Genomic DNA, 18,880 nt, shown 5'->3' on the forward strand with positions numbered 1-18,880 from the left:
AGGGGCGAGGAAGCGCGACGAGAGGCCGCCTCTCGCGGCACCCTCCGGGCAACGGGAAAAGGCCGGGGCCCACCCCGAGGACTCAGGTCCCGTCTGACCTGTATGTTTGCCAGATCGGCAAAGTGGTGTTGGTTCACCCGCTGCCCGTTCCATGGGAACTCCACGGCCCTGGCGGTGCCGCCGTGCCTCCGCCGCGCCGGACATCGATAGGCTGGGCGCGGACCGATGCAAGGAGGATCTAGGACGATGGCAGGCAACACGGAGCCGTTGTCGCCGCGGGCCAAGCTGGCCGTGACGGCGGGCAAGGCCGCTGCGGCGGTGTCGCGAGCGGCCGGGCGAGGCAGCGGATCGGTGATCGGCGGCCGGGTGGCGCTCAAGCTCGACCCCGACCTGCTCGGGCGGCTGGCGCAGCACCTGGACGTGATCCTCGTGTCGGCGACGAACGGCAAGACGACCACGACCCGGCTGATCGCCGAGGCACTGCGGGCCGCGGGCCCGGTCGTGTCGAACGCGCTCGGCGCCAACATGCCCGCGGGCATCACCTCGGCCCTGGCCGGCGGCTCGGACGCGCAGTACGGCGTGATCGAGGTCGACGAGAAGTACCTCGCGGGAGTCGCCCGCGACACGACGCCCAAGGTGATCGCACTCCTCAATCTCTCCCGCGACCAGCTGGACCGTGCCGCGGAGACCCGGATGCTCGCCGAGAAGTGGCGGGAGGGTCTGTCCGGTTCGAAGGCCGTGATCGTCGCCAACGCCGACGACCCGCTGATCGTCTGGGCGGCCTCCTCCTCCCCCAACGTGGTGTGGGTCGCGGCCGGCCAGGCGTGGAAGGACGACGCCTGGTCCTGCCCGTCCTGCGGCGGTGTGATGCAGCGCCCCGGCGACGACTGGTTCTGCGGCGAGTGCGGCTTCCGCCGCCCGCCGCCCAGCTGGGTCCTGCACGGTGACTACGTGCTCGACCCGCACGGTTCGGCATGGCCGATCCATCTGCAGCTGCCCGGCCGCGCGAACAAGGCCAACGCCACCAGCTCGGCCGCCGTGGCCGCCGTCTTCGGGGTGCCGCCGCAGGTCGCCCTGGAGCGGATGTACCAGGTGCAGGCCGTCGCGGGCCGCTACGACGTGGTCACCTTCCTCGGCCGTGAGCTGCGGCTCCTGCTCGCGAAGAACCCGGCGGGCTGGCTGGAGACGTTCTCCCTGATCGATCCGCCGCCCACCCCGGTGATCCTGTCCGTCAACGCGCGGGGCGCGGACGGCACGGACACCTCGTGGCTGTGGGACGTGGACTACACCCAGCTCGCGGGCCACCCGATCTTCGTTCTCGGCGACCGGAAGCTGGACCTCGCGGTCCGCCTCGAAGTCGCCGGTCTCGACTTCCGGGTCTGCGAGAACCTCGACGAGGCGGTGCAGTACGCACCGCCGGGCCGTATCGAGGTCATCGCCAACTACACCGCCTTCCAGGATCTGCGCCGTCGTGTCGGCAACTGACCCCGGCCCCGGCCCCCTCCGGAGAGGACGAAGCATGAGCAACAACAGCCTGCGGCTGGTGTGGGTCTACCCGGACCTGCTGAGCACCTACGGCGACCAGGGCAACGCCCTCGTGGTGGAGCGCCGGGCACGACAGCGCGGGCTCGACGTGTCGCGCGTCGACGTGCGCAGCGACCAGCCGGTCCCCACCTCCGGCGACATCTACCTGATCGGCGGCGGTGAGGACAGGCCGCAGCGGCTCGCGGCGGAGCGGCTGCGCCGCGACGGCGGTCTCAGCCGGGCCGCGTCCAACGGCGCGATCATCTTCTCGGTCTGCGCCGGATACCAGATCCTCGGCCACGAGTTCGTCAACGACCTCGGTGAGCGCGAGCAGGGTCTCGGGCTGCTCGACGTGGTCTCCACCCGCGGCGAGGGTGCGCGGTGCGTCGGCGACGTGCTCGGTGACATCGACCCGCACCTCGGACTGCCGCCGCTGACCGGTTTCGAGAACCACCAGGGCATCACTCATCTCGGGCCGACAGCACGCCCGTTCGCCCAGGTACGTTTCGGCCGGGGCAACGGCACGGGCGACGGCACGGAGGGTGCGTACAACGACACCGTGTTCGGTACGTACATGCACGGGCCCGTGATGGCGCGCAACCCGCTGATCGCGGATCTGCTGCTGAAGCTGGCCCTCGATGTGAACGCGCTGCCGCCCACCGACGACCGCTGGTACGAGGCGCTGCGCGCCGAGCGCATCGCCGCCGCCACCCAGCCCGCCTGATGAGGCGTATTCGGCTCAGTTGAGCGGAGTCCAGCAGGCGGACGCCCGGTTCGGTCCCCCCACCCTGCGCCGGTAGGGTGGCGGGGATCCAACCGGACGACGTGGTCCGGTCGTCGGCCCACGTTGCAAAGGTTTCCCGGGCAATGCGAATTGGTGTGCTCACCTCCGGCGGCGACTGCCCCGGCCTCAATGCCGTCATCCGTTCCGTCGTCCACCGTGCTGTCGTCGACCACGGCGACGAGGTCATCGGATTCCACGACGGGTGGCGGGGCCTCCTGGAGTGCGACTACCGCAAGCTCGACCTGGACGCCGTAGGCGGCATCCTCGCCCGCGGCGGTACGATCCTCGGCTCCTCCCGGGTCCAGCCCGCGCATCTGCGCGGCGGCGTCGAACAGGCCAGGGGCCATGTCGCGGACCTCGGCCTCGACGCCATCATCCCGATCGGCGGCGAGGGCACGCTGAAGGCGGCCAACCTGCTGTCCGAGGCGGGCCTGCCGATCGTCGGCGTACCGAAGACGATCGACAACGACATCGCCTCCACCGACGTGACCTTCGGTTTCGACACCGCGGTGGGCGTGGCCACCGAGGCCCTCGACCGGCTGAAGACCACCGCCGAGTCGCACCAGCGCGTCATGATCGTCGAGGTCATGGGCCGTCACACCGGCTGGATCGCCCTGCACTCCGGCATGGCGGCCGGCGCGCACGCCATCGTGGTTCCCGAGCGCCCCTTCGACATCGACGAGCTGACCGAGCTGGTCGGCCGGCGTTTCTCGGCCGGCAAGAAGTTCGCCATCGTCGTGGTCGCCGAGGGCGCGAAGCCGCGCGCGGGCTCCATGGAGTTCGACACCGGCGTCAAGGACATCTACGGGCACGAGCGTTTCGCCGGCGTGGCGACGCAGCTCTCCATCGAGCTGGAGCAGCGCCTGGGCAAGGAGGCGCGCCCGGTGATCCTCGGCCATGTGCAGCGCGGCGGCACGCCGACCGCGTACGACCGCGTCCTCGCGACCCGCTTCGGCTGGCACGCGGTGGAGGCCGCACACCGCGGCGAGTTCGGCATGATGACGGCCCTGCGCGGCACGGACATCACGATGGTGCCCCTCGCGGACGCCGTGGAGACCCTGAAGACGGTCCCGGCGGAGCGCTACGCCGAGGCCGAGTGCGTGCTCTGAGCCACACCACGACCCGAGACCGCCCCCGGCCGCAACTGCGGCCGGGGGCGGTTCTACTCTGGTCGGGACAACCGGCACGAAACGGGGACGTCCCGGCGTCCCCATCGGGAGTGAACAGATGGATCACAGCGGGCACGGCATGAACATGGATCTGCCGCCGTTCACGCTGGGACGCGGACTCCAGTTCTCCGCGGACCCGTTCTTCCTGACCGGCTGCGTCCTCGCAGTGGTCCTGTACGGGTACGCGGTCCTGCGGCTGCGCAGGCGCGGGGACGCGTGGCCGGTCAACCGGATCGTCTTCTTCGTCGTCGGGGTGCTGACCATCGCCCTGGTGATGTGCACCAAGCTGAACGACTACGGCATGGTCATGTTCAGTGTGCACATGGTGCAGCACATGGTGATCAGCATGCTGTCGCCGATCCTCCTGCTGCTGGGCGCGCCCGTCACCCTGGCGCTGCGTGCCCTGCCGGTCGCGGCGCGTGGCACCAAGGGGCCCCGCGAGCTGCTCCTGATGCTGCTGCACAGCCGGTACATGAAGATCATCACGCATCCGGTGTTCACGATCCCGCTCTTCATCGCCAGCCTGTACGCGCTGTACTTCACTCCGCTCTTCGATTTCCTGATGGGTTCGACGGCCGGGCACCTCGCGATGATGGTGCACTTCCTGGCGGTCGGGCTGGTCTTCTTCTGGCCGATCATGGGCATCGACCCGGGGCCCCACCGCCCGGGCTATCTGATGCGAATGCTGGAGCTCTTCGCCGGAATGCCGTTCCACGCCTTCTTCGGCATCGCGCTGATGATGGCGAGCCAGCCGATGGTGAAGGTCTACGAGAACCCCCCGGCCTCTCTCGGCATCGACGCCCTGTCCGACCAGAACGCCGCGGGAGGCATCGCGTGGGCGTTCAGCGAGATCCCGTCGGTGCTGGTCCTGGTGGCTCTGGTGTTCCAGTGGTACCGCTCGGAACAGCGGACGGCCAAGCGCACGGACCGGGCCGCGGACCGGGACGGCGACCAGGAGCTCCAGGCGTACAACGCCTATCTCGCCTCGTTGCAGGCGCGCGGACAGTAGCGGTGGAGGGGCCTTCGGGGTGACGATGGCATCCACGGCCGCGCGGCCGATGAGGTCCTGTCCGGGGTTCCCCCGTCGTCCGCGCGGAGCGCGGGCGCAACGGCGGTCGCTGCGTGCGACCGGCGTACGGTGCGGCGGGTCATGTGGCGGAGCCACCTGTCCTGCGGCACCGTGCGGCGATCGTGTGTGCTGGGCGGCGGGGCGCAGACGGGGAACCCGGGACAGTACCTCTAGGAGGGTGCGCGCATGTCCGGATCCACGAAGACCATGGGAATGCTCACCGTAGGTGCCCTGGTGGCAGTCACCGCGTACACGGTGGCGCTGGGGAGCAACGGCTGGCTCTGGTTCGGCTGGGTGGTGCTGGGGCTGATCACGATGGGAATGGCGGCCACCCGCGAGACCTGAGCCGGACGGAGCAGGGAACGGCCGGTTGCTTACACCCGGACGGTGCCGGCCCCCGGCTCGCCCCGAGCGCCTGTCCGGGGCCGGGCGGGTCGGCCCCTACTGTTCGGGCCACGGTGCCGCCGTCACGGCGGCCGGGCTCGAGGAGTGCGTGATGCGGAACCGCGCTGGAACGACCGCTGCCGTCACGGTGGGCCTGCTGGCCGCCGTGCTCGGCGGATGCTCGGACGACAGCGGAAGCGGCGGCACGGCGTCGTCGGCGGCGTCCGCGAGCGGCTCGCCGGCCTCCGGCACCGTGGCGGCCGCGTCGAGCCCGCTGGGCACCATCCTGGTCGACGACGAGGGCCGGACCCTGTACCTCTGGGAGGCGGACACCTCCTCGAAGTCGACCTGCAACGGTGACTGCGCAACGGCCTGGCCGCCCGTGACCGTCACCGGCAAGCCGGTCGCGGGCAAGGGCGTGAAGGCCTCCCTGCTCGGCACCACGACGCGTGACGACGGCCGCAAGGAGATCACGTACAACGGGCACCCGCTGTACCGCTACGCGGGCGACACGAACGCCGGCGACACCAACGGACAGGGATCGAACGGTTTCGGTGCGGCCTGGTACGTGCTCGACACCGCCGGAAACAAGATCACCAAGGCCCCGCCCTCCCCCTCCCCCTCGAACAACGGGGGGTACTGAGCCGTGCTCGCGCTGCTTCCCGCGAGGGCGCGCATCGCCGTGGTGGCCTCGGTGGCCTGCGCCACCGCCCTGGCCGGCTGTTCCGGCGGCGGTGGCGGCTCCTCGTCCTCCGCATCCCCCACCCTGCCCACCGCCTCGCGGCCGGCTGGCGGCGCCCTGATCACGATCAAGGACTTCGCGTTCCATCCGGCCGCCCTGACCGTCGCCCCGGGTACGAAGGTCACCGTGATCAACAAGGATTCGGCAACTCACACAGTGACGGCCACGTCCGGCAAGGCCTTCGACACCGGCCAGGTGAAGTCGGGGCAAACGGTCACCTTCGACGCTCCGGCCCGGCCGGGCTCATATCCGTACATCTGCACCATCCATCCGACGATGAACGGCTCGCTCACGGTGCGCTGAGACGACTTTCCGCGCCACCCGGCGGACCGGCTCGCCCGACCGGGCGGCCGTACGCGTACACGTTCGCGTACGCCGTGCGGACCACTCGGACACCCAGCCCGCACCGGCCCCCGGCGCGGTCCGCTCGTCACTCTCCGCAAAAATTGGTACACGATTGCACTACTCACGCGACGCGGACCGCGCCCGGCGCGGGCTTCTCCGTGGAGCCGCCGGCCGCCCTCCTCCGCTCGGCTGTCCAGCGGATTGCGCCGACGGGGAGCGGGCGGTGCGAAGCGATGACGCCGGCCTGCCGGAAGTCGGTGCACTGACGCAGGAACCTCCCCGGCCATCACCCACCGTGCGCGACCTCGCCGACACCCGCGACGCCCTCCACCGCCGTGCACACGCCATCGCGAACACGCCGCGCCCGCCCCGCACGCACCTTCACCCCCGCGCCCATCGGAGCGTTCACACGCCGGCGGGACAGACTCTGCCGTCGAGCACCACGGGCGGCTCCGAGGACCGTCAACCACGCTGCCACCGGCGTCCGTTCGACGTATGGCCGAGTTAACGCGCCCGTAAGGCAGTTGTGATTTAAGTCTTGACAGGTGCCCATCACCACGCCACCTTGGGAGCGCTCCCACAATCAAGTCTTGCACACTCCACTCCCCTCCCTTCTCCCCCAACGCCAGGTGGCCAAAGGGGCGTTACGGGGCGCAGCCGCGCTCCCCGTCACGCTCCACGCCACCCGGCAGAGGAAGGCGTTCGTCATGAGCTTGGTGAAGCGCTGTAGACACAGCCGCACCGGAGGGCTCCCGGCCCTACTGGTCGGAGCCCTGGCCCTCGCCACCACCCTGACGGGCGGCCCGGCGACCGCGGCCGACCAGGGCACGTTGCATGAACTCGCCGCCGCCCAGGGCAAGTACTTCGGCTCCGCCACCGATAATCCCGAACTCCCCGACGCCGCCTACGCGGCCACCCTGGGCTCCGAGTTCGGGCAGATCACCCCCGGCAACTCCATGAAGTGGGACACCACGGAGCCGGCGCAGGGCCGGTTCGACTTCACCAAGGGTGATGTGATCACCGACTTCGCGGAGCAGCACGGCCAGACCGTGCGGGGCCACACCCTCGTCTGGCACAGCCAGCTGCCCGGCTGGGTCGGCTCGCTGCCGCCGGCCCAGGTGGAGGCCGCCATGACGAACCACGTCACCGAGGAGGCGACGCACTACCGCGGTGCGGTCTCCGCCTGGGACGTGGTGAACGAGCCGTTCAACGAGGACGGGACCTTCCGCACAAGTCCCTTCTACACCGCCATGGGCAGCGACTACATCGCCACCGCCCTGCGCGCCGCCCATGCCGCGGACCCCGACGCCAAGCTGTATGTCAACGACTACAACATCGAGGGGCTCGGCGCGAAGAGCGACGCCATGTACGCCCTGGTGAGCGAGCTGCTCGACGAGGGTGTGCCGCTCGACGGGGTCGGAATGCAGGCGCATCTGGCCGTCCAGTACGGCTTCCCGTACCAGATGCAGGCGAACATGCAGCGGTTCGCCGATCTCGGTCTCGACGTGGCCGTCACCGAACTCGACGTGCGTATGCAGCTGCCCGCCGATGCGGCCAAGACCGCCACGCAGTCCTCGTACTACCGGCAGACGACCGAGGCCTGCCTGGCGGTCGAGCGCTGCGTCGGCATCACCGTCTGGGACTACACGGACAAGTACTCCTGGGTCCCCAGCACGTTCCCGGGTCAGGGTGCCGCCAATCTGTACGACGAGAACCTGCTGCCGAAGCCCGCGTACTCCGCCGTGCGCACCGCGCTCGGCGGCGACGACGGGAGCGAGGGCGGCGACCCCGGCGCGCTCAAGGCGCAGTACCGCAGCAGCGACTCCTCGGCGGGCGACAACCAGATCAAGCCCGGTCTCCAACTCGTGAACACCGGCACCACGGCGGTCAGCCTCTCGGACGTCACAGTCCGCTACTGGTTCACTTCCGACAACGGAGCTTCCACGTACGGAACTTGGTGTGACTGGTCCCCGATCGACTGCTCCGGCGTGACCCACCGGGTCGCCGCCGTGAGCACCCCGGAGGCCGGCGCCGACCACTACCTCGAAGTGGGCTTCACCGGTGGCAGTCTGGCGCCGGGCGCCACCACCGGCGAGATCCAGCTGCGCCTCAGCAAGACGGACTGGTCGAACTTCGACGAGTCGGACGACTACAGCCACGGCACCGGCACCTCGTACGCGGACGCGCCGAAGGTCGCCGTCTACGTCGCCGGTGACCTGGTCTGGGGCATCGAGCCCTGACGGCCGGCCCTACCGGCCCGACCCTCTTCCGCGCTCCCCCACTTCTCCGCCATCCCCGCTTTCGCCTCCTCCCTTCCCCCAACGACACCCGCCAATGGAGGATTTGTGTCGATATCACGTAGAACATTCAGTAGCGCCCTGGGTGGCAGCATGCTCGCCATGGGCCTGGCGCAGGGCACCGCCGTCGCCAAGCCAGCCGAGCAGACGGCCGGCAGCAGTGCCCGCGCGGCCGCGGCCGACGACCCGTACACCCAGGCCTTCCTCACCCAGTACGGCAAGATCAAGGCGTCCGCCAACGGCTACTTCAGCCCGGACGGCCTGCCGTACCACTCGGTCGAGACCCTGATGGTGGAGGCACCCGACCACGGCCACCAGACCACGTCGGAGGCGGTCAGCTTCTGGATGTGGCTGGAGGCGGCGTACGGCCGGGTGACCGGTGACTGGGCGCCCTTCAACGCGGCCTGGGCGGTGGCCGAGAAGACCATCATCCCCCAGCACGCGGACCAGTCGACCGCCGACTCCTACAACCCGTCGGCACCCGCGACCTACGCCCCGGAGCACCCGCTGCCCAGCGGCTACCCCTCCGCCCTGGACGGCACCGTCAAGGTGGGCACCGACCCGCTCGCCACCGAACTCGCCTCGTCCTACGGGACGATGGACGTGTACGGCATGCACTGGCTGATGGACCTGGACAACGTCTACGGGTACGGCAACAAGCCGGGCACCGGCGGGGAGTCCGGGCCGGGCGCCGGCGCCTCCTACATCAACACCTACCAGCGCGGCGCGCAGGAGTCGGTCTGGGAGACCGTCCCGCAGCCCACCACCGACCTCTTCAAGTACGGCGGTCCCAACGGGTATCTGGACCTGTTCGTCGGCGACGCGAGTTACGCCAAGCAGTGGAAGTACACCAACGCGCCGGACGCCGACGCCCGCGCGGTGCAGGCTGCCTACTGGGCGTACCGCTGGGCCTCCGGCCAGGGCAAGGAGAGCCAGGTCTCGGCCTCCGTCGCGAAGGCCGCCAAGATGGGCGACTACCTCCGCTACGCCATGTTCGACAAGTACTTCAAGCGGATCGGCGACTGCACCGACCCGGCATCCTGCCCGGCCGCCACGGGCCGGGACTCCCAGCACTACCTGCTCTCCTGGTACTACGCCTGGGGCGGTGCGGCGGCCGGCAGTGGCGGCGGCTGGGCCTGGCGCATCGGTGACGGCGCCTCCCACCAGGGCTATCAGAACCCGCTGGCGGCCTGGGCCCTGTCCAATGTGCCGGCGCTGACCCCGAAGTCGGCGACCGCCAGGTCCGACTGGTCCAAGAGCCTGACCCGTCAGCTGGAGTTCCTGACCTGGCTGCAGTCCAGCGAGGGCGCCTTCGCGGGTGGCTGCACCAACAGCTGGGAGGGGAGCTACAGCGAGCCGCCGGCGGGCACTCCCACCTTCTACGGCATGGCCTACGACTGGCAGCCGGTGTACCACGACCCGGCGAGCAACAACTGGTTCGGCTTCCAGGCCTGGGGCATGGAGCGCCTCGCCGCGTACTACCACGAGACGGGCAACGCGGCTGCCAAGGCGGTGCTGTCCAAGTGGGTCGCCTGGGCCTCGTCCGAGACGACGGTGGGTGCCGACGGCAGCTTCCGCTTCCCGTCCACGCTCAAGTGGACAGGACAGCCCGACACCTGGGACGCGGCGTCCCCCGGGAACAACGCGGGTCTGCACGTCTCGGTCGTCGACTACGCCAACGACGTCGGTGTGGGCGCCGCGTACGTCAAGACGCTCACCTACTACGCCGCCAAGTCGGGTGACGAGGACGCCGGGGCGCTGGCCAAGGCGCTGCTCGACGCGATGGCGCTGAACGCCACCGACAAGGGCATCTCGGTGCCGGAGACCAGGAAGGACTACAACCGCTTCAACGACGAGGTGTACATCCCGGCCGGGTGGTCGGGCACCATGCCGAACGGCGACACCATCGAGCCGGGTTCGACCTTCATCGACATCCGCAGCTGGTACAAGGACGACCCGGACTGGCCGAAGGTGCAGGCCTACCTGGACGGCGGCGCCGCCCCCACCTTCACCTACCACCGGTTCTGGGCGCAGGCGGCGCTCGCGCTGGCCTTCGCGATCTATGCGGAGCTGCTGGTGGAGGGCGGCAGCGAGCCGGGCGGGGACACCGAGGCGCCGACGGCTCCGGCCGGCCTCACCGTGACGGCGACGACCAGCAACAGCGTGTCGCTCTCCTGGTCGGCCTCCACCGACAACGTCGCCGTGACCGGCTACGACGTGTACCGCAACGGGGTGCTGGCGGGGAACGCCACCACCCGGACGTTCACCGACCCGGACCTCGCCGCGGGGACCGCGTACAGCTACACGGTCGCGGCACGGGACGCGGGCGGCAACACCTCCGCGCTGTCGGCGGCGGTCACCGCCACCACGAAGACGGGTGGCTCGACCGGCACCGGCGCGGTGAAGATCCAGTACAAGAACACCGACTCCTCTGCCACCGACAACCAGATCAGGCTGGGCCTGCAGGTGCTGAACACCGGCAGCGCCCCGATCGATCTGTCGACGGTGAAGGTGCGGTACTGGTTCACCTCCGACGGCGGCCCGAGCACCTTCGGCACGTACTGCGACTACGCCGCGCTCGGTTCGTCCAACATCACCCACTCCGTGGTTGCCGTCTCCAGCCCGAAGACGGGTGCCGACCGCTATCTCGAGGTCGGCTTCACGGGCGGTGCGGGCACGCTGGCCGCCGGTGCGTCGACGGGTGAGCTCCAGCTGCGGCTCAACAAGAGCGACTGGTCCAACTTCAACGAGAGCGACGACTACAGCCGCGCCGCCAACACCACGTACGCGGACGCGTCCAAGGTCGGGGCCTACGTCGCCGGCACCCTTGCCTGGGGAGTCGAGCCGTGACCGGCCCGAGGTTCCCGGCGCTGGCCGGGACTGCCGCGGCACTCGTACTCGCCGCCGCGTCGATGCTCACCGGCGCCTCGGCCGCATCGGCGGTGCCGGTCACCGACTGCACCCAGTGGGGAACCACCGAACTGCAGGGCGGGGAGTACCTCTACCAGCAGAACGAGTGGAACTCCGAGACCGAGCAGTGCGTCAGCGTCGACCCGGCGACGGGCGCCTGGAGCGTCACCAAGTCCTCGTTCTCCCTGCCGACGAACGGCGCCCCGGCGACGTACCCCTCCAGTTACAAGGGCTGTCACTGGGGGGCGTGCACGACGGACAGCGGGCTGCCGCTGCGCGTCGACGAGCTGGGCAGCGTACGTACCGACTGGTCGACCACCCAGGTCGACTCCGGCGCGTACAACGTGTCGATGGACATCTGGTTCAACTCGGCGCCGGTCACCGACGACCAGCCGGACGGCACCGAGGTGATGATCTGGATGAACCACCGCGGCGGAGTCCAGCCGATCGGGTCCCGCACCGCGACGGTGCAGCTCGACGGCCGGACCTGGGACGTCTGGACGGGTCCCGGCGCCTCGGGCTGGAAGGTGATCTCGTACGTCCTGCAGGGCGGCGCCACCGAGCTCGCCGACTTCGATGTGAAGGGTCTGATCGACGACGGCGTCGGCCGCGGGTCGATCGACCCGGCGCACTACCTGATCGACGCCGAGGCCGGGTTCGAGATCTGGCAGGGCGGTCAGGGCCTCGGGATGAAGGAGTTCTCCTTCGAGGCGAGCACGGAGCCCGGCGGTGGCGGCGAGGACACCCAGGCGCCGACGGCGCCGGCCGGTGTGGCCGTGACCGGTACGACCGACAGTTCGGTCTCCCTGTCCTGGACCCCGGCGACGGACGACACCGGGGTCAGCGGGTACGACGTCTACCGCGACGGGGTGAAGGCGGGCTCCACCACATCCGCCTCGTTCACCGACACCGGCCTCGCCGCCTCGTCCTCGCACAACTACACCGTGCGGGCCAGGGACGCGGCCGGGAACACCTCCGCGGCCTCCCCGGCGGTCACGGCGACCACCACGGCGGGCAACGGCGGGACGACCGGCGCACTCAAGGCGCAGTACAAGAACAACGACGCGTCGCCCGGAGACAACCAGATCAGGCCCGGCCTCCAGCTGGTCAACAGCGGCACCACGGCGGTGGACCTGAGCAAGGTCACCCTGCGCTACTGGTTCAGCGGTGAGTCCGGCTCCGCCTCGTACGGCACCTCGTGCGACTACGCGGTCCTCGGCTGCGGCGCGGTCACCCACCGCGTGGCGTCGGCCGGTTCCGCCGGACCGGGTGCCGACCACTACCTGGAGGTCGGCTTCACCGGCGGCAGCCTGGCGCCCGGCGCCTCCACCGGGGAGATGCAACTCCGGTTCAACAAGGCCGACTGGTCCGCCTTCAACGAGACCGACGACTACAGCAGGGCGGCCAACACGGCCTTCGCCGACGCCTCGAAGGTCGGGGTGTACGTCAACGGCGCCCTGTCCGCGGGCACCGCCCCGTGACCGGCCGCTGAACGGCCGGCCACCCACCGCACTCCCGATGGCGGGCTTTCCATTCGCCCCGCTGTGCCCGCCATCGGGGAACCACCACCGTCCCACCGACGCACCACGGGTCACCGTCCCCGCTGACGGCGGCCTGCGGGGGCCCCGGCCCCCGGCAACACCCCCACGACCCGTCTGCGGGGAGCTTCCGCAGGCGTACGAGAGGAGCACGGAGCCGCAATGAGTAGCAGAGGCACGATCATGCACGGGCTACACCGGAGGCTGGCCGCAGTCTCCGCCCTGGCCATGGGCGCAGCACTGATGGTGGCCATGCCCACCCCCGCATCGGCAGCCGCGCGGGTCGACAACCCCTATGTGGGCGCCACGGCATATGTGAACCCCGACTGGTCCGCCAAGGCGGCGGCCGAACCGGGTGGCGCCGCGATCGCCGACACACCGGCCTTCGTCTGGATGGACCGCATCGCGGCCATCAGCGGCTCGGCTTCCGCGATGAGCCTGCGCGAGCACCTCGACACCGCTCTCGACCAGGGAGCGAACCTGTTCCAGGTCGTCATCTACGACCTGCCGGGACGCGACTGTGCCGCGCTGGCGTCCAACGGTGAGCTCGGCCCCACCGAGCTCGACCGGTACAAGAACGAGTACATCGACCCGATTTCCGACATCCTCGCCGACCCGGCGTACGCGAGCCTGCGGATCGTCACCATCATCGAGCCGGACTCGCTGCCCAACATCGTCACCAACGCGGGCGGCACCGCCGGTTCCACGGACGCCTGCGCGACGATGAAGGCGAACGGAAACTACGAGAAGGGTGTCGGCTACGCCCTGCACACCCTCGGCGCCATCCCCAACGTCTACAACTACATCGACGCCGCCCACCACGGCTGGCTGGGCTGGGACAGCAACATGGGTCCGGCCGCCACGGAGTTCAAGAAGGCCGCCACGTCCGAAGGCGCCACGGTCAACGACGTGGCCGGCTTCATCGTGAACACGGCCAACTACTCGGCTCTCAAGGAGCCGAACTTCAAGATCACCGACTCGGTGAACGGCACCACGGTGCGCCAGTCCAAGTGGGTCGACTGGAACTACTACACCGATGAGCTGACGTTCGCCCAGGCGCTGCGCACGCTGCTGGTGAGCGAGGGCTTCAACTCCAGCATCGGCATGCTGATCGACACCGCCCGCAACGGCTGGGGCGGCACCTCCCGGCCCACCGGCGCGGGCCCGCTGACCAGCGTCGACGACTACGTCAACGGCGGCCGGGTCGACCGGCGCATCCACGCCGGCAACTGGTGCAACCAGACCGGTGCCGGCATCGGCGAACGTCCCACCTCGGCCCCTGAGTCCGGTATCGACGCGTACGTGTGGGCCAAGCCCCCGGGCGAGTCGGACGGCAACAGCGCCCCCGTCGAGAACGACGAGGGCAAGGGTTTCGACAGGATGTGCGACCCCACGTACACCGGTAACGGCCGCAACGGCAACAGCATGACCGGCGCGCTGGCGAACTCCCCGCTCGCGGGTCACTGGTTCTCCGCGCAGTTCCAGGAGCTCGTGCGCAACGCCTACCCGCCGCTCGACGGCGGCGGCAACCCCGGCGGCGGCGACGACACCCAGGCGCCGACCGCGCCGACCGGTGTGACCGCGACAGCGAAGACGAGCAGCAGTGTCTCGCTGTCCTGGACCGCCTCGACCGACAACACCGGTGTGACCGGCTACAACGTGTACCGCGGCGGGGTCCAGGTGGGCACCTCCACCACGACCTCGTACACGGACTCGGGTCTGACCGCGTCGACCGCGTACAGCTACACGGTCAAGGCCAAGGACGCGGCCGGCAACGTCTCGGCGGCCTCCTCCGCCCTGTCCGCCACCACGTCCGCGGGCGGCGGCACCGGAACGGGCGCGCTCAAGGTCCAGTACAAGAACACGGACTCCTCCGCGACCGACAACCAGATCCGGATGGGTCTGCAGCTGGTCAACACGGGCAGCACCGCGGTGGACCTGTCCACGGTGAAGCTGCGCTACTGGTTCACCCCCGAGGCCGGGGCCTCCACCTTCGGTACCTCGTGCGACTACGCGGTCATCGGCTGCGGGACCCTGACGCACGGTGTGAAGACGGCCGGTTCGGCGGCCGGTGCCAGCCACTACCTGGAGGTCGGCTTCGGCAGCGGCACCCTGGCGGCGGGCGCGTCCACGGGTGAGATGCAGCTGCGGCTGAACAAGAGCGACTGGTCCAACTTCAGCGAGGCGGACGACTACAGCCGTTCGACCGTGACCAGTTACGCCGACGCGGCGAAGATCGGTGTGTACGTCACCGGCACGCTTGCCTGGGGCACCGCCCCCTGATCCCGCGCTCCGGCCCCCGTCCCGTCCCGTCCTGACACGGTGACGGGGGCCGGGCCCGGGCCTCTCCACGGACCCGCCCCCTGCCGGATGACCGGCAGGGGGCGGTGTCATGTGGCGGGACCGTCAGAGCACGGTGGGGACGGTGATGCCCGCCTCCGCGGCGGCCGCGGTCAGCTGCTGCCAGACCTTGGGGGCCACCGCGATTCCGTTCTCACCGCGCAGGGCGGCCGTGGCGGCGCTGCGTTCGCCGGGGTAGTAGACCCCGTCCGCACCGTCCGCCGGGGGCAGTTGCTTGAGCGTGCCCAGGGTGGCGTCCACGGACGCCACGAACGCTTCCGGGTCGCCGAAGGCCGCCGGGTCGATCGCGACCAGGAGCGCGTTCTGCCGGTGCTTGCGGCCCTGGGGGTCGTCCGAGTGGAAGGCGGAGAAGATCGGCGCACCGACGAGCACGCTGGTGATCAGCTCGAAGGCCAGCGACATGCCGGAGCCCTTGGCCCCGCCGAGCGGCAGCGGCATGACGGCCTCGGCCGGGTCGGTGGTGGGGCGGCCGTCGGCGGTGGCCGCGGCACCCTCGGGCAGGGGTGTGCCGCTCGCCTTCGCCTGGCGGATCCTGCCCAGTGCGATGGTGGCGGTGGCCATGTCGAGGAGCAGCGGGGCACGGTCGGCCGCGGGTACGGCGATGGCCAGCGGGCTGGTGGCCACGGCGGCGCCCTTGACTCCGGTGTAGCCCATGTTGGGCATCCCGGAGACGAAGCCGATGCCGACCAGGCCCTGTTCGGCGATCTTCGAAACGTAGTAGCCGATGGCGCCGGTGTGGACGGTGCGGCGTACGCCCACCGTGGCGATGCCGTTGGTCCGGGCCCTGTTCACGGCCTCCGCGGCGGCGGCGGTGAGGGCCACAGGACCGGGGGCGCGGTCGGCGTCCAGGACTGCGGCGGCCGGCGTGGTGGACTCGACGGTGAGCTCGGGCCGGGCGTTGGCGACGCCCTTGGCCAGCAGCTCCAGGTAGGCGGGGACGCGGGCGATGCCGTGGGAGTCGACGCCGCGCAGCGCGGCCCAGACGAACACGTCCGCGGTGGTGCGGGCGTGCTCGGGGCTGAGGCCGCCGGTCTCCAGGAGCGCGGCGGAGAAGGTCCGCAGGTCCTCGGCGGGGACCAGGATCTTTGCCGGCGCGGTGGTCGGTGTGTCGGTCATGGAGGTTCTCCTGGGGTCAGCGGGTGACGAGGACGTCGACAACGGCGGTGGTGCCGCCGTCGACGGCCTTGAGTGCCCGTTCGAGGGCGGGGCCGAGGGCGTCCGGGGCGTCGACCGTCTCGGTGTGCATGCCGAACGGCTCGGCGAAGGCCGCGAGCCGGGGCAGCCGGTGCAGGTCGGTACCCAGCCACTCGCCCGTCTCGGCCGCCGCGCCGTCGGGGTAGAACCTGCGGTGGTTGAGGTTCATCGACTTGTAGACACGGTTGTTGAACACCACGATCAGCACGGGCACGTCGTACGCCTTGGAGGCGTCGTACGACGGGATGACCGGGTTGTAGGTGAACGCGCCGTCGCCGATGGTGAGGACGACGGGCCGGTCCGGGGCGGCGAGCTTGGCCCCGAGCGCGACCGCGATGCCCTGGCCGAGCCCGCCCTGCACGTAGAAGTACGAGTCGGGGTTCTCGGTGAGCAGATGGCGCCTGACGACCCGGCTGTGCGTGATGGTCTCGTCGACGACGATCGCGTCCCGGCCGGCGACCAGGGTGCGCAGGGTCGCCGCCACCAGCACGGGGTCGATGCCCTCGGCCCCTGCCGCCTTCGTCTCGGCGAGTTCCGCCGCGGCCCGCTCGGCCGTGTGACGCTCGTCCTGGGTGGCGCGCCGCACCTTGACGGCCGCATCGTCGAGGTCCTTCGCCCTCTTGGTTAGCTGGCGCAACGTGTTCGTCACGTTGCCTTCCAGGTAGCGGTCGGCGAAGAGCACCTGGTAGACGACGTGCGGACGCTGCGGCACCTCGTCGATCACGACGATCCTCGCCTTCGAGGGGCTGCGGCTCGGCGGGTAGAACGGGACCCGGCAGTTGACCAGCAGGATGAGGTCGGCCTCGTCCATCCACGGCCCGATGTCGCTGCCGGCGTGCAGCGGATGGGTGCGGGGGAAGTTGGCGCAGACCGCGGAGTCGGGTTCGACGACCGGGATGTTCCAGGCCTCGGCGAAGGCCAGCAGAGCCTCGAACCCGCCGGCCTCACGCCCCGCCGTCTCCGTGACGATCACGGGGTTTTCGGCCTCGCGGATCATCTGCGCGACCGGATCGACCTCTTCCGGCGAGCTGTGCGTCGAGCCCGGCAGGACGACGGGCTTGGCCTCGCGCCCGTCCCACTCCTCCAGCAGCACTTCCAGCGGGATGTTGAGGTAGGCGGGACCCGCGGGGGCACGCCAGGCGAGCTCCGCGGCCCGGGTGACCATCCCGGTCAGGGTGTGCACGCTGGCGGCCTCGTTGGACCACTTGGTGAACGGCTGCGCGATGGTGTGCGGTCCGCCCACGATCGACAGGTTGCGGTACCACTGGCCGCCGGGGTCCTGGCCCGGCCCGTCCCCGTACGTGCTCGACTCCGAGGAGGTGACCACCATCGGGACTCCGGCGAGCAGCGCCCCGTGTACGGCCATCGATCCCTGGAGGAGGCCGGGGGCCGCGTGCAGCAGCACGGCCTGCGGACGGCGCTTGATGAGGCCGTATCCGGTGGCCATGCCGACCGCGACGGTCTCGTGCGTGAGGTCGAGGTACCGGGGGCACGGGACTCCGTCGCGGTGGCGGCGGGCCAGGGACTCCCACACCGGGGCCCATTCGGATCCCGATGAGCAGAAGATGTAGTCGGCGCCGACGGCGGTGCAGGCCGAGACGAAGGCATCCCCGCCGTCGGCGCCTGGCGTGTTCAAGGTGTCCGTCATCTCTGGTTCGTCCTCAGCCCTCGATCGGCCAGTCGAGGACCTCGGCGATGCCGCGGCCCATCATCCATTCAAGCTCCTCGGGCGTGAAGTCCCAGTGCTTGGTGAACTGCTCGATGGTGTCGGTGTAGCTGATGCCGTGACCGAGGAGGCGGGTGATGTCGGTGCCGTAGAAGCAGCGCTCGGGTCCCATCCGGTCGACCATCGTGCGCACGTACTGCTCGATGTTGCTGTTCGGGAAGGGCTGCGTCGAGTAGCCCGGCAGTGCGGAGAGCTTGACGTAGATGTTCGGGTGCTCGTGCAGGTCAGCGGTCTCCTGGACCCAGTACCCGATGGCGTCGTCCACACAGCGGGCCATGATGCCCATGTGGTCGATGATGATCTTCAGGTCGGGGTGCCGGCCGGCGATCTCACCGATCTCCTTCTTCCAGATCGGGGCGTGCACCATGGTGGGGGTCTTCAGCTCTTCCGCGATCGGCCAGTACCAGTCGTTGGTGCCGTCGATCATCCAGTTGCGGTCCTGCGGCCGGTGGAAGGTGAGCCGGGTTCCCTTGATGTGCGGGTTCTGCGAGAAGTCCTTCAGCATGGCCTTGCCCTCTTCGGGCTTGTTCTGCGGGATGCGGGCCATGATCCCGAAGCGGTCCGGGTGGGCCTCGCACGCCTCCAGGGCGTAGTCGATCCGGTCGCCCTCCCAGGACGGCGGGAGGATCAGCGCCCGGTTGACGCCCGCCTCGTCCATCAGCTCAAGCGCCTCCTCGTAGCTGAAGGCCTCCTCGCGGTGGCCGTTGAGGCGGATGCGCTCGCGAGCTCCGGGGACCCAGGGGCGGTCCGGGGTCTCTTCCTTCCAGACGTGGATCTGGGTGTCGACGACGAACATGGCGGTGCCTCTTTCGATTCCGGGGAGTGGTGGGGTGCTAC

Annotated in this window: 14 protein-coding genes; 11 read left to right on the forward strand and 3 right to left on the reverse strand. The window is 70.2% G+C overall.

The window, feature by feature from the left end:
* Positions 1-246: 246 nt before the first annotated feature.
* From ACIOEW_RS27475 to ACIOEW_RS27525, 11 genes are all read left to right on the forward strand, one after another.
* Positions 247-1,485, forward strand: coding sequence for a MurT ligase domain-containing protein (locus tag ACIOEW_RS27475; protein WP_351002623.1), 1,239 nt, complete (start codon positions 247-249; stop codon positions 1,483-1,485).
* Positions 1,486-1,519: 34 nt separating this feature from the next.
* A complete protein-coding gene (locus tag ACIOEW_RS27480) occupies positions 1,520-2,248 on the forward strand; it encodes a glutamine amidotransferase (protein WP_351002622.1) in 729 nt (242 codons plus the stop codon).
* Between the two features lie 143 nt (positions 2,249-2,391).
* On the forward strand, positions 2,392-3,417 hold the full coding sequence (locus ACIOEW_RS27485) for a 6-phosphofructokinase (protein WP_362555862.1): 1,026 nt from the start codon (positions 2,392-2,394) through the stop codon (positions 3,415-3,417).
* 118 nt (positions 3,418-3,535) lie between these two features.
* Positions 3,536-4,486: a cytochrome c oxidase assembly protein gene (locus ACIOEW_RS27490; protein ID WP_362555860.1), complete on the forward strand. Its 951-nt coding sequence runs from the start codon at positions 3,536-3,538 to the stop codon at positions 4,484-4,486.
* Positions 4,487-4,732: 246 nt separating this feature from the next.
* Complete coding sequence (locus tag ACIOEW_RS27495) at positions 4,733-4,891, forward strand: hypothetical protein (RefSeq protein ID WP_351002619.1); 159 nt, start codon at positions 4,733-4,735, stop codon at positions 4,889-4,891.
* Positions 4,892-5,042: 151 nt separating this feature from the next.
* Positions 5,043-5,573 carry a hypothetical protein gene (locus ACIOEW_RS27500; RefSeq protein WP_401966715.1) on the forward strand — a complete coding sequence of 177 codons (531 nt, stop codon included), beginning with the start codon at positions 5,043-5,045 and terminating at the stop codon, positions 5,571-5,573.
* A 3-nt stretch (positions 5,574-5,576) separates the two neighbouring features.
* Positions 5,577-5,975: a cupredoxin domain-containing protein gene (locus ACIOEW_RS27505; RefSeq protein ID WP_362555856.1), complete on the forward strand. Its 399-nt coding sequence runs from the start codon at positions 5,577-5,579 to the stop codon at positions 5,973-5,975.
* Between the two features lie 749 nt (positions 5,976-6,724).
* Complete coding sequence (locus tag ACIOEW_RS27510) at positions 6,725-8,257, forward strand: endo-1,4-beta-xylanase (RefSeq protein WP_401966718.1); 1,533 nt, start codon at positions 6,725-6,727, stop codon at positions 8,255-8,257.
* Between the two features lie 150 nt (positions 8,258-8,407).
* A complete protein-coding gene (locus tag ACIOEW_RS27515) occupies positions 8,408-11,164 on the forward strand; it encodes a glycoside hydrolase family 48 protein (protein WP_362555852.1) in 2,757 nt (918 codons plus the stop codon).
* Complete coding sequence (locus ACIOEW_RS27520) at positions 11,161-12,705, forward strand: cellulose binding domain-containing protein (RefSeq protein ID WP_401966720.1); 1,545 nt, start codon at positions 11,161-11,163, stop codon at positions 12,703-12,705. Before ACIOEW_RS27515 ends, ACIOEW_RS27520 begins: the two co-directional genes overlap by 4 nt.
* A 219-nt stretch (positions 12,706-12,924) precedes the next feature.
* Positions 12,925-15,045: a glycoside hydrolase family 6 protein gene (locus ACIOEW_RS27525; protein WP_362555848.1), complete on the forward strand. Its 2,121-nt coding sequence runs from the start codon at positions 12,925-12,927 to the stop codon at positions 15,043-15,045.
* Between the two features lie 123 nt (positions 15,046-15,168).
* Here the strand turns inward: ACIOEW_RS27525 and ACIOEW_RS27530 are convergent, their stop codons facing one another.
* Genes ACIOEW_RS27530 through ACIOEW_RS27540 form a run of 3 tightly spaced genes read right to left on the reverse strand, consistent with a single transcriptional unit; the run spans position 15,169 to position 18,839 of the window.
* Positions 15,169-16,239, reverse strand: a complete 1,071-nt coding sequence (locus tag ACIOEW_RS27530; protein WP_401966723.1) for an Ldh family oxidoreductase — start codon at positions 16,237-16,239, stop codon at positions 15,169-15,171.
* Between the two features lie 16 nt (positions 16,240-16,255).
* The gene (locus ACIOEW_RS27535; RefSeq protein WP_401966724.1) at positions 16,256-17,965 is read right to left on the reverse strand and encodes a thiamine pyrophosphate-dependent enzyme; all 1,710 of its coding nucleotides are present in this window, start codon (positions 17,963-17,965) and stop codon (positions 16,256-16,258) included.
* A gap of 13 nt (positions 17,966-17,978) precedes the next feature.
* A complete protein-coding gene (locus ACIOEW_RS27540) occupies positions 17,979-18,839 on the reverse strand; it encodes an amidohydrolase family protein (protein WP_351002612.1) in 861 nt (286 codons plus the stop codon).
* Between the last annotated feature and the right edge of the window lie 41 nt (positions 18,840-18,880).

It is taken from the genome of Streptomyces sp. NPDC087901 (assembly GCF_044742205.1).
In the GTDB taxonomy this organism is placed as follows: domain Bacteria; phylum Actinomycetota; class Actinomycetes; order Streptomycetales; family Streptomycetaceae; genus Streptomyces.

Coding starts and splice junctions, on each gene's coding strand:
- ACIOEW_RS27515 (WP_362555852.1), top strand. CDS start 8,408: ATGCTCGCCATGGGCCTGGCGCAGGGCACCGCCGTCGCCAAGCCAGCC.
- ACIOEW_RS27540 (WP_351002612.1), bottom strand. CDS start 18,839: ATGTTCGTCGTCGACACCCAGATCCACGTCTGGAAGGAAGAGACCCCG.
- ACIOEW_RS27535 (WP_401966724.1), bottom strand. CDS start 17,965: ATGACGGACACCTTGAACACGCCAGGCGCCGACGGCGGGGATGCCTTC.
- ACIOEW_RS27480 (WP_351002622.1), top strand. CDS start 1,520: ATGAGCAACAACAGCCTGCGGCTGGTGTGGGTCTACCCGGACCTGCTG.
- ACIOEW_RS27485 (WP_362555862.1), top strand. CDS start 2,392: ATGCGAATTGGTGTGCTCACCTCCGGCGGCGACTGCCCCGGCCTCAAT.
- ACIOEW_RS27490 (WP_362555860.1), top strand. CDS start 3,536: ATGGATCACAGCGGGCACGGCATGAACATGGATCTGCCGCCGTTCACG.
- ACIOEW_RS27475 (WP_351002623.1), top strand. CDS start 247: ATGGCAGGCAACACGGAGCCGTTGTCGCCGCGGGCCAAGCTGGCCGTG.
- ACIOEW_RS27510 (WP_401966718.1), top strand. CDS start 6,725: ATGAGCTTGGTGAAGCGCTGTAGACACAGCCGCACCGGAGGGCTCCCG.
- ACIOEW_RS27525 (WP_362555848.1), top strand. CDS start 12,925: ATGAGTAGCAGAGGCACGATCATGCACGGGCTACACCGGAGGCTGGCC.
- ACIOEW_RS27495 (WP_351002619.1), top strand. CDS start 4,733: ATGTCCGGATCCACGAAGACCATGGGAATGCTCACCGTAGGTGCCCTG.
- ACIOEW_RS27530 (WP_401966723.1), bottom strand. CDS start 16,239: ATGACCGACACACCGACCACCGCGCCGGCAAAGATCCTGGTCCCCGCC.
- ACIOEW_RS27500 (WP_401966715.1), top strand. CDS start 5,043: ATGCGGAACCGCGCTGGAACGACCGCTGCCGTCACGGTGGGCCTGCTG.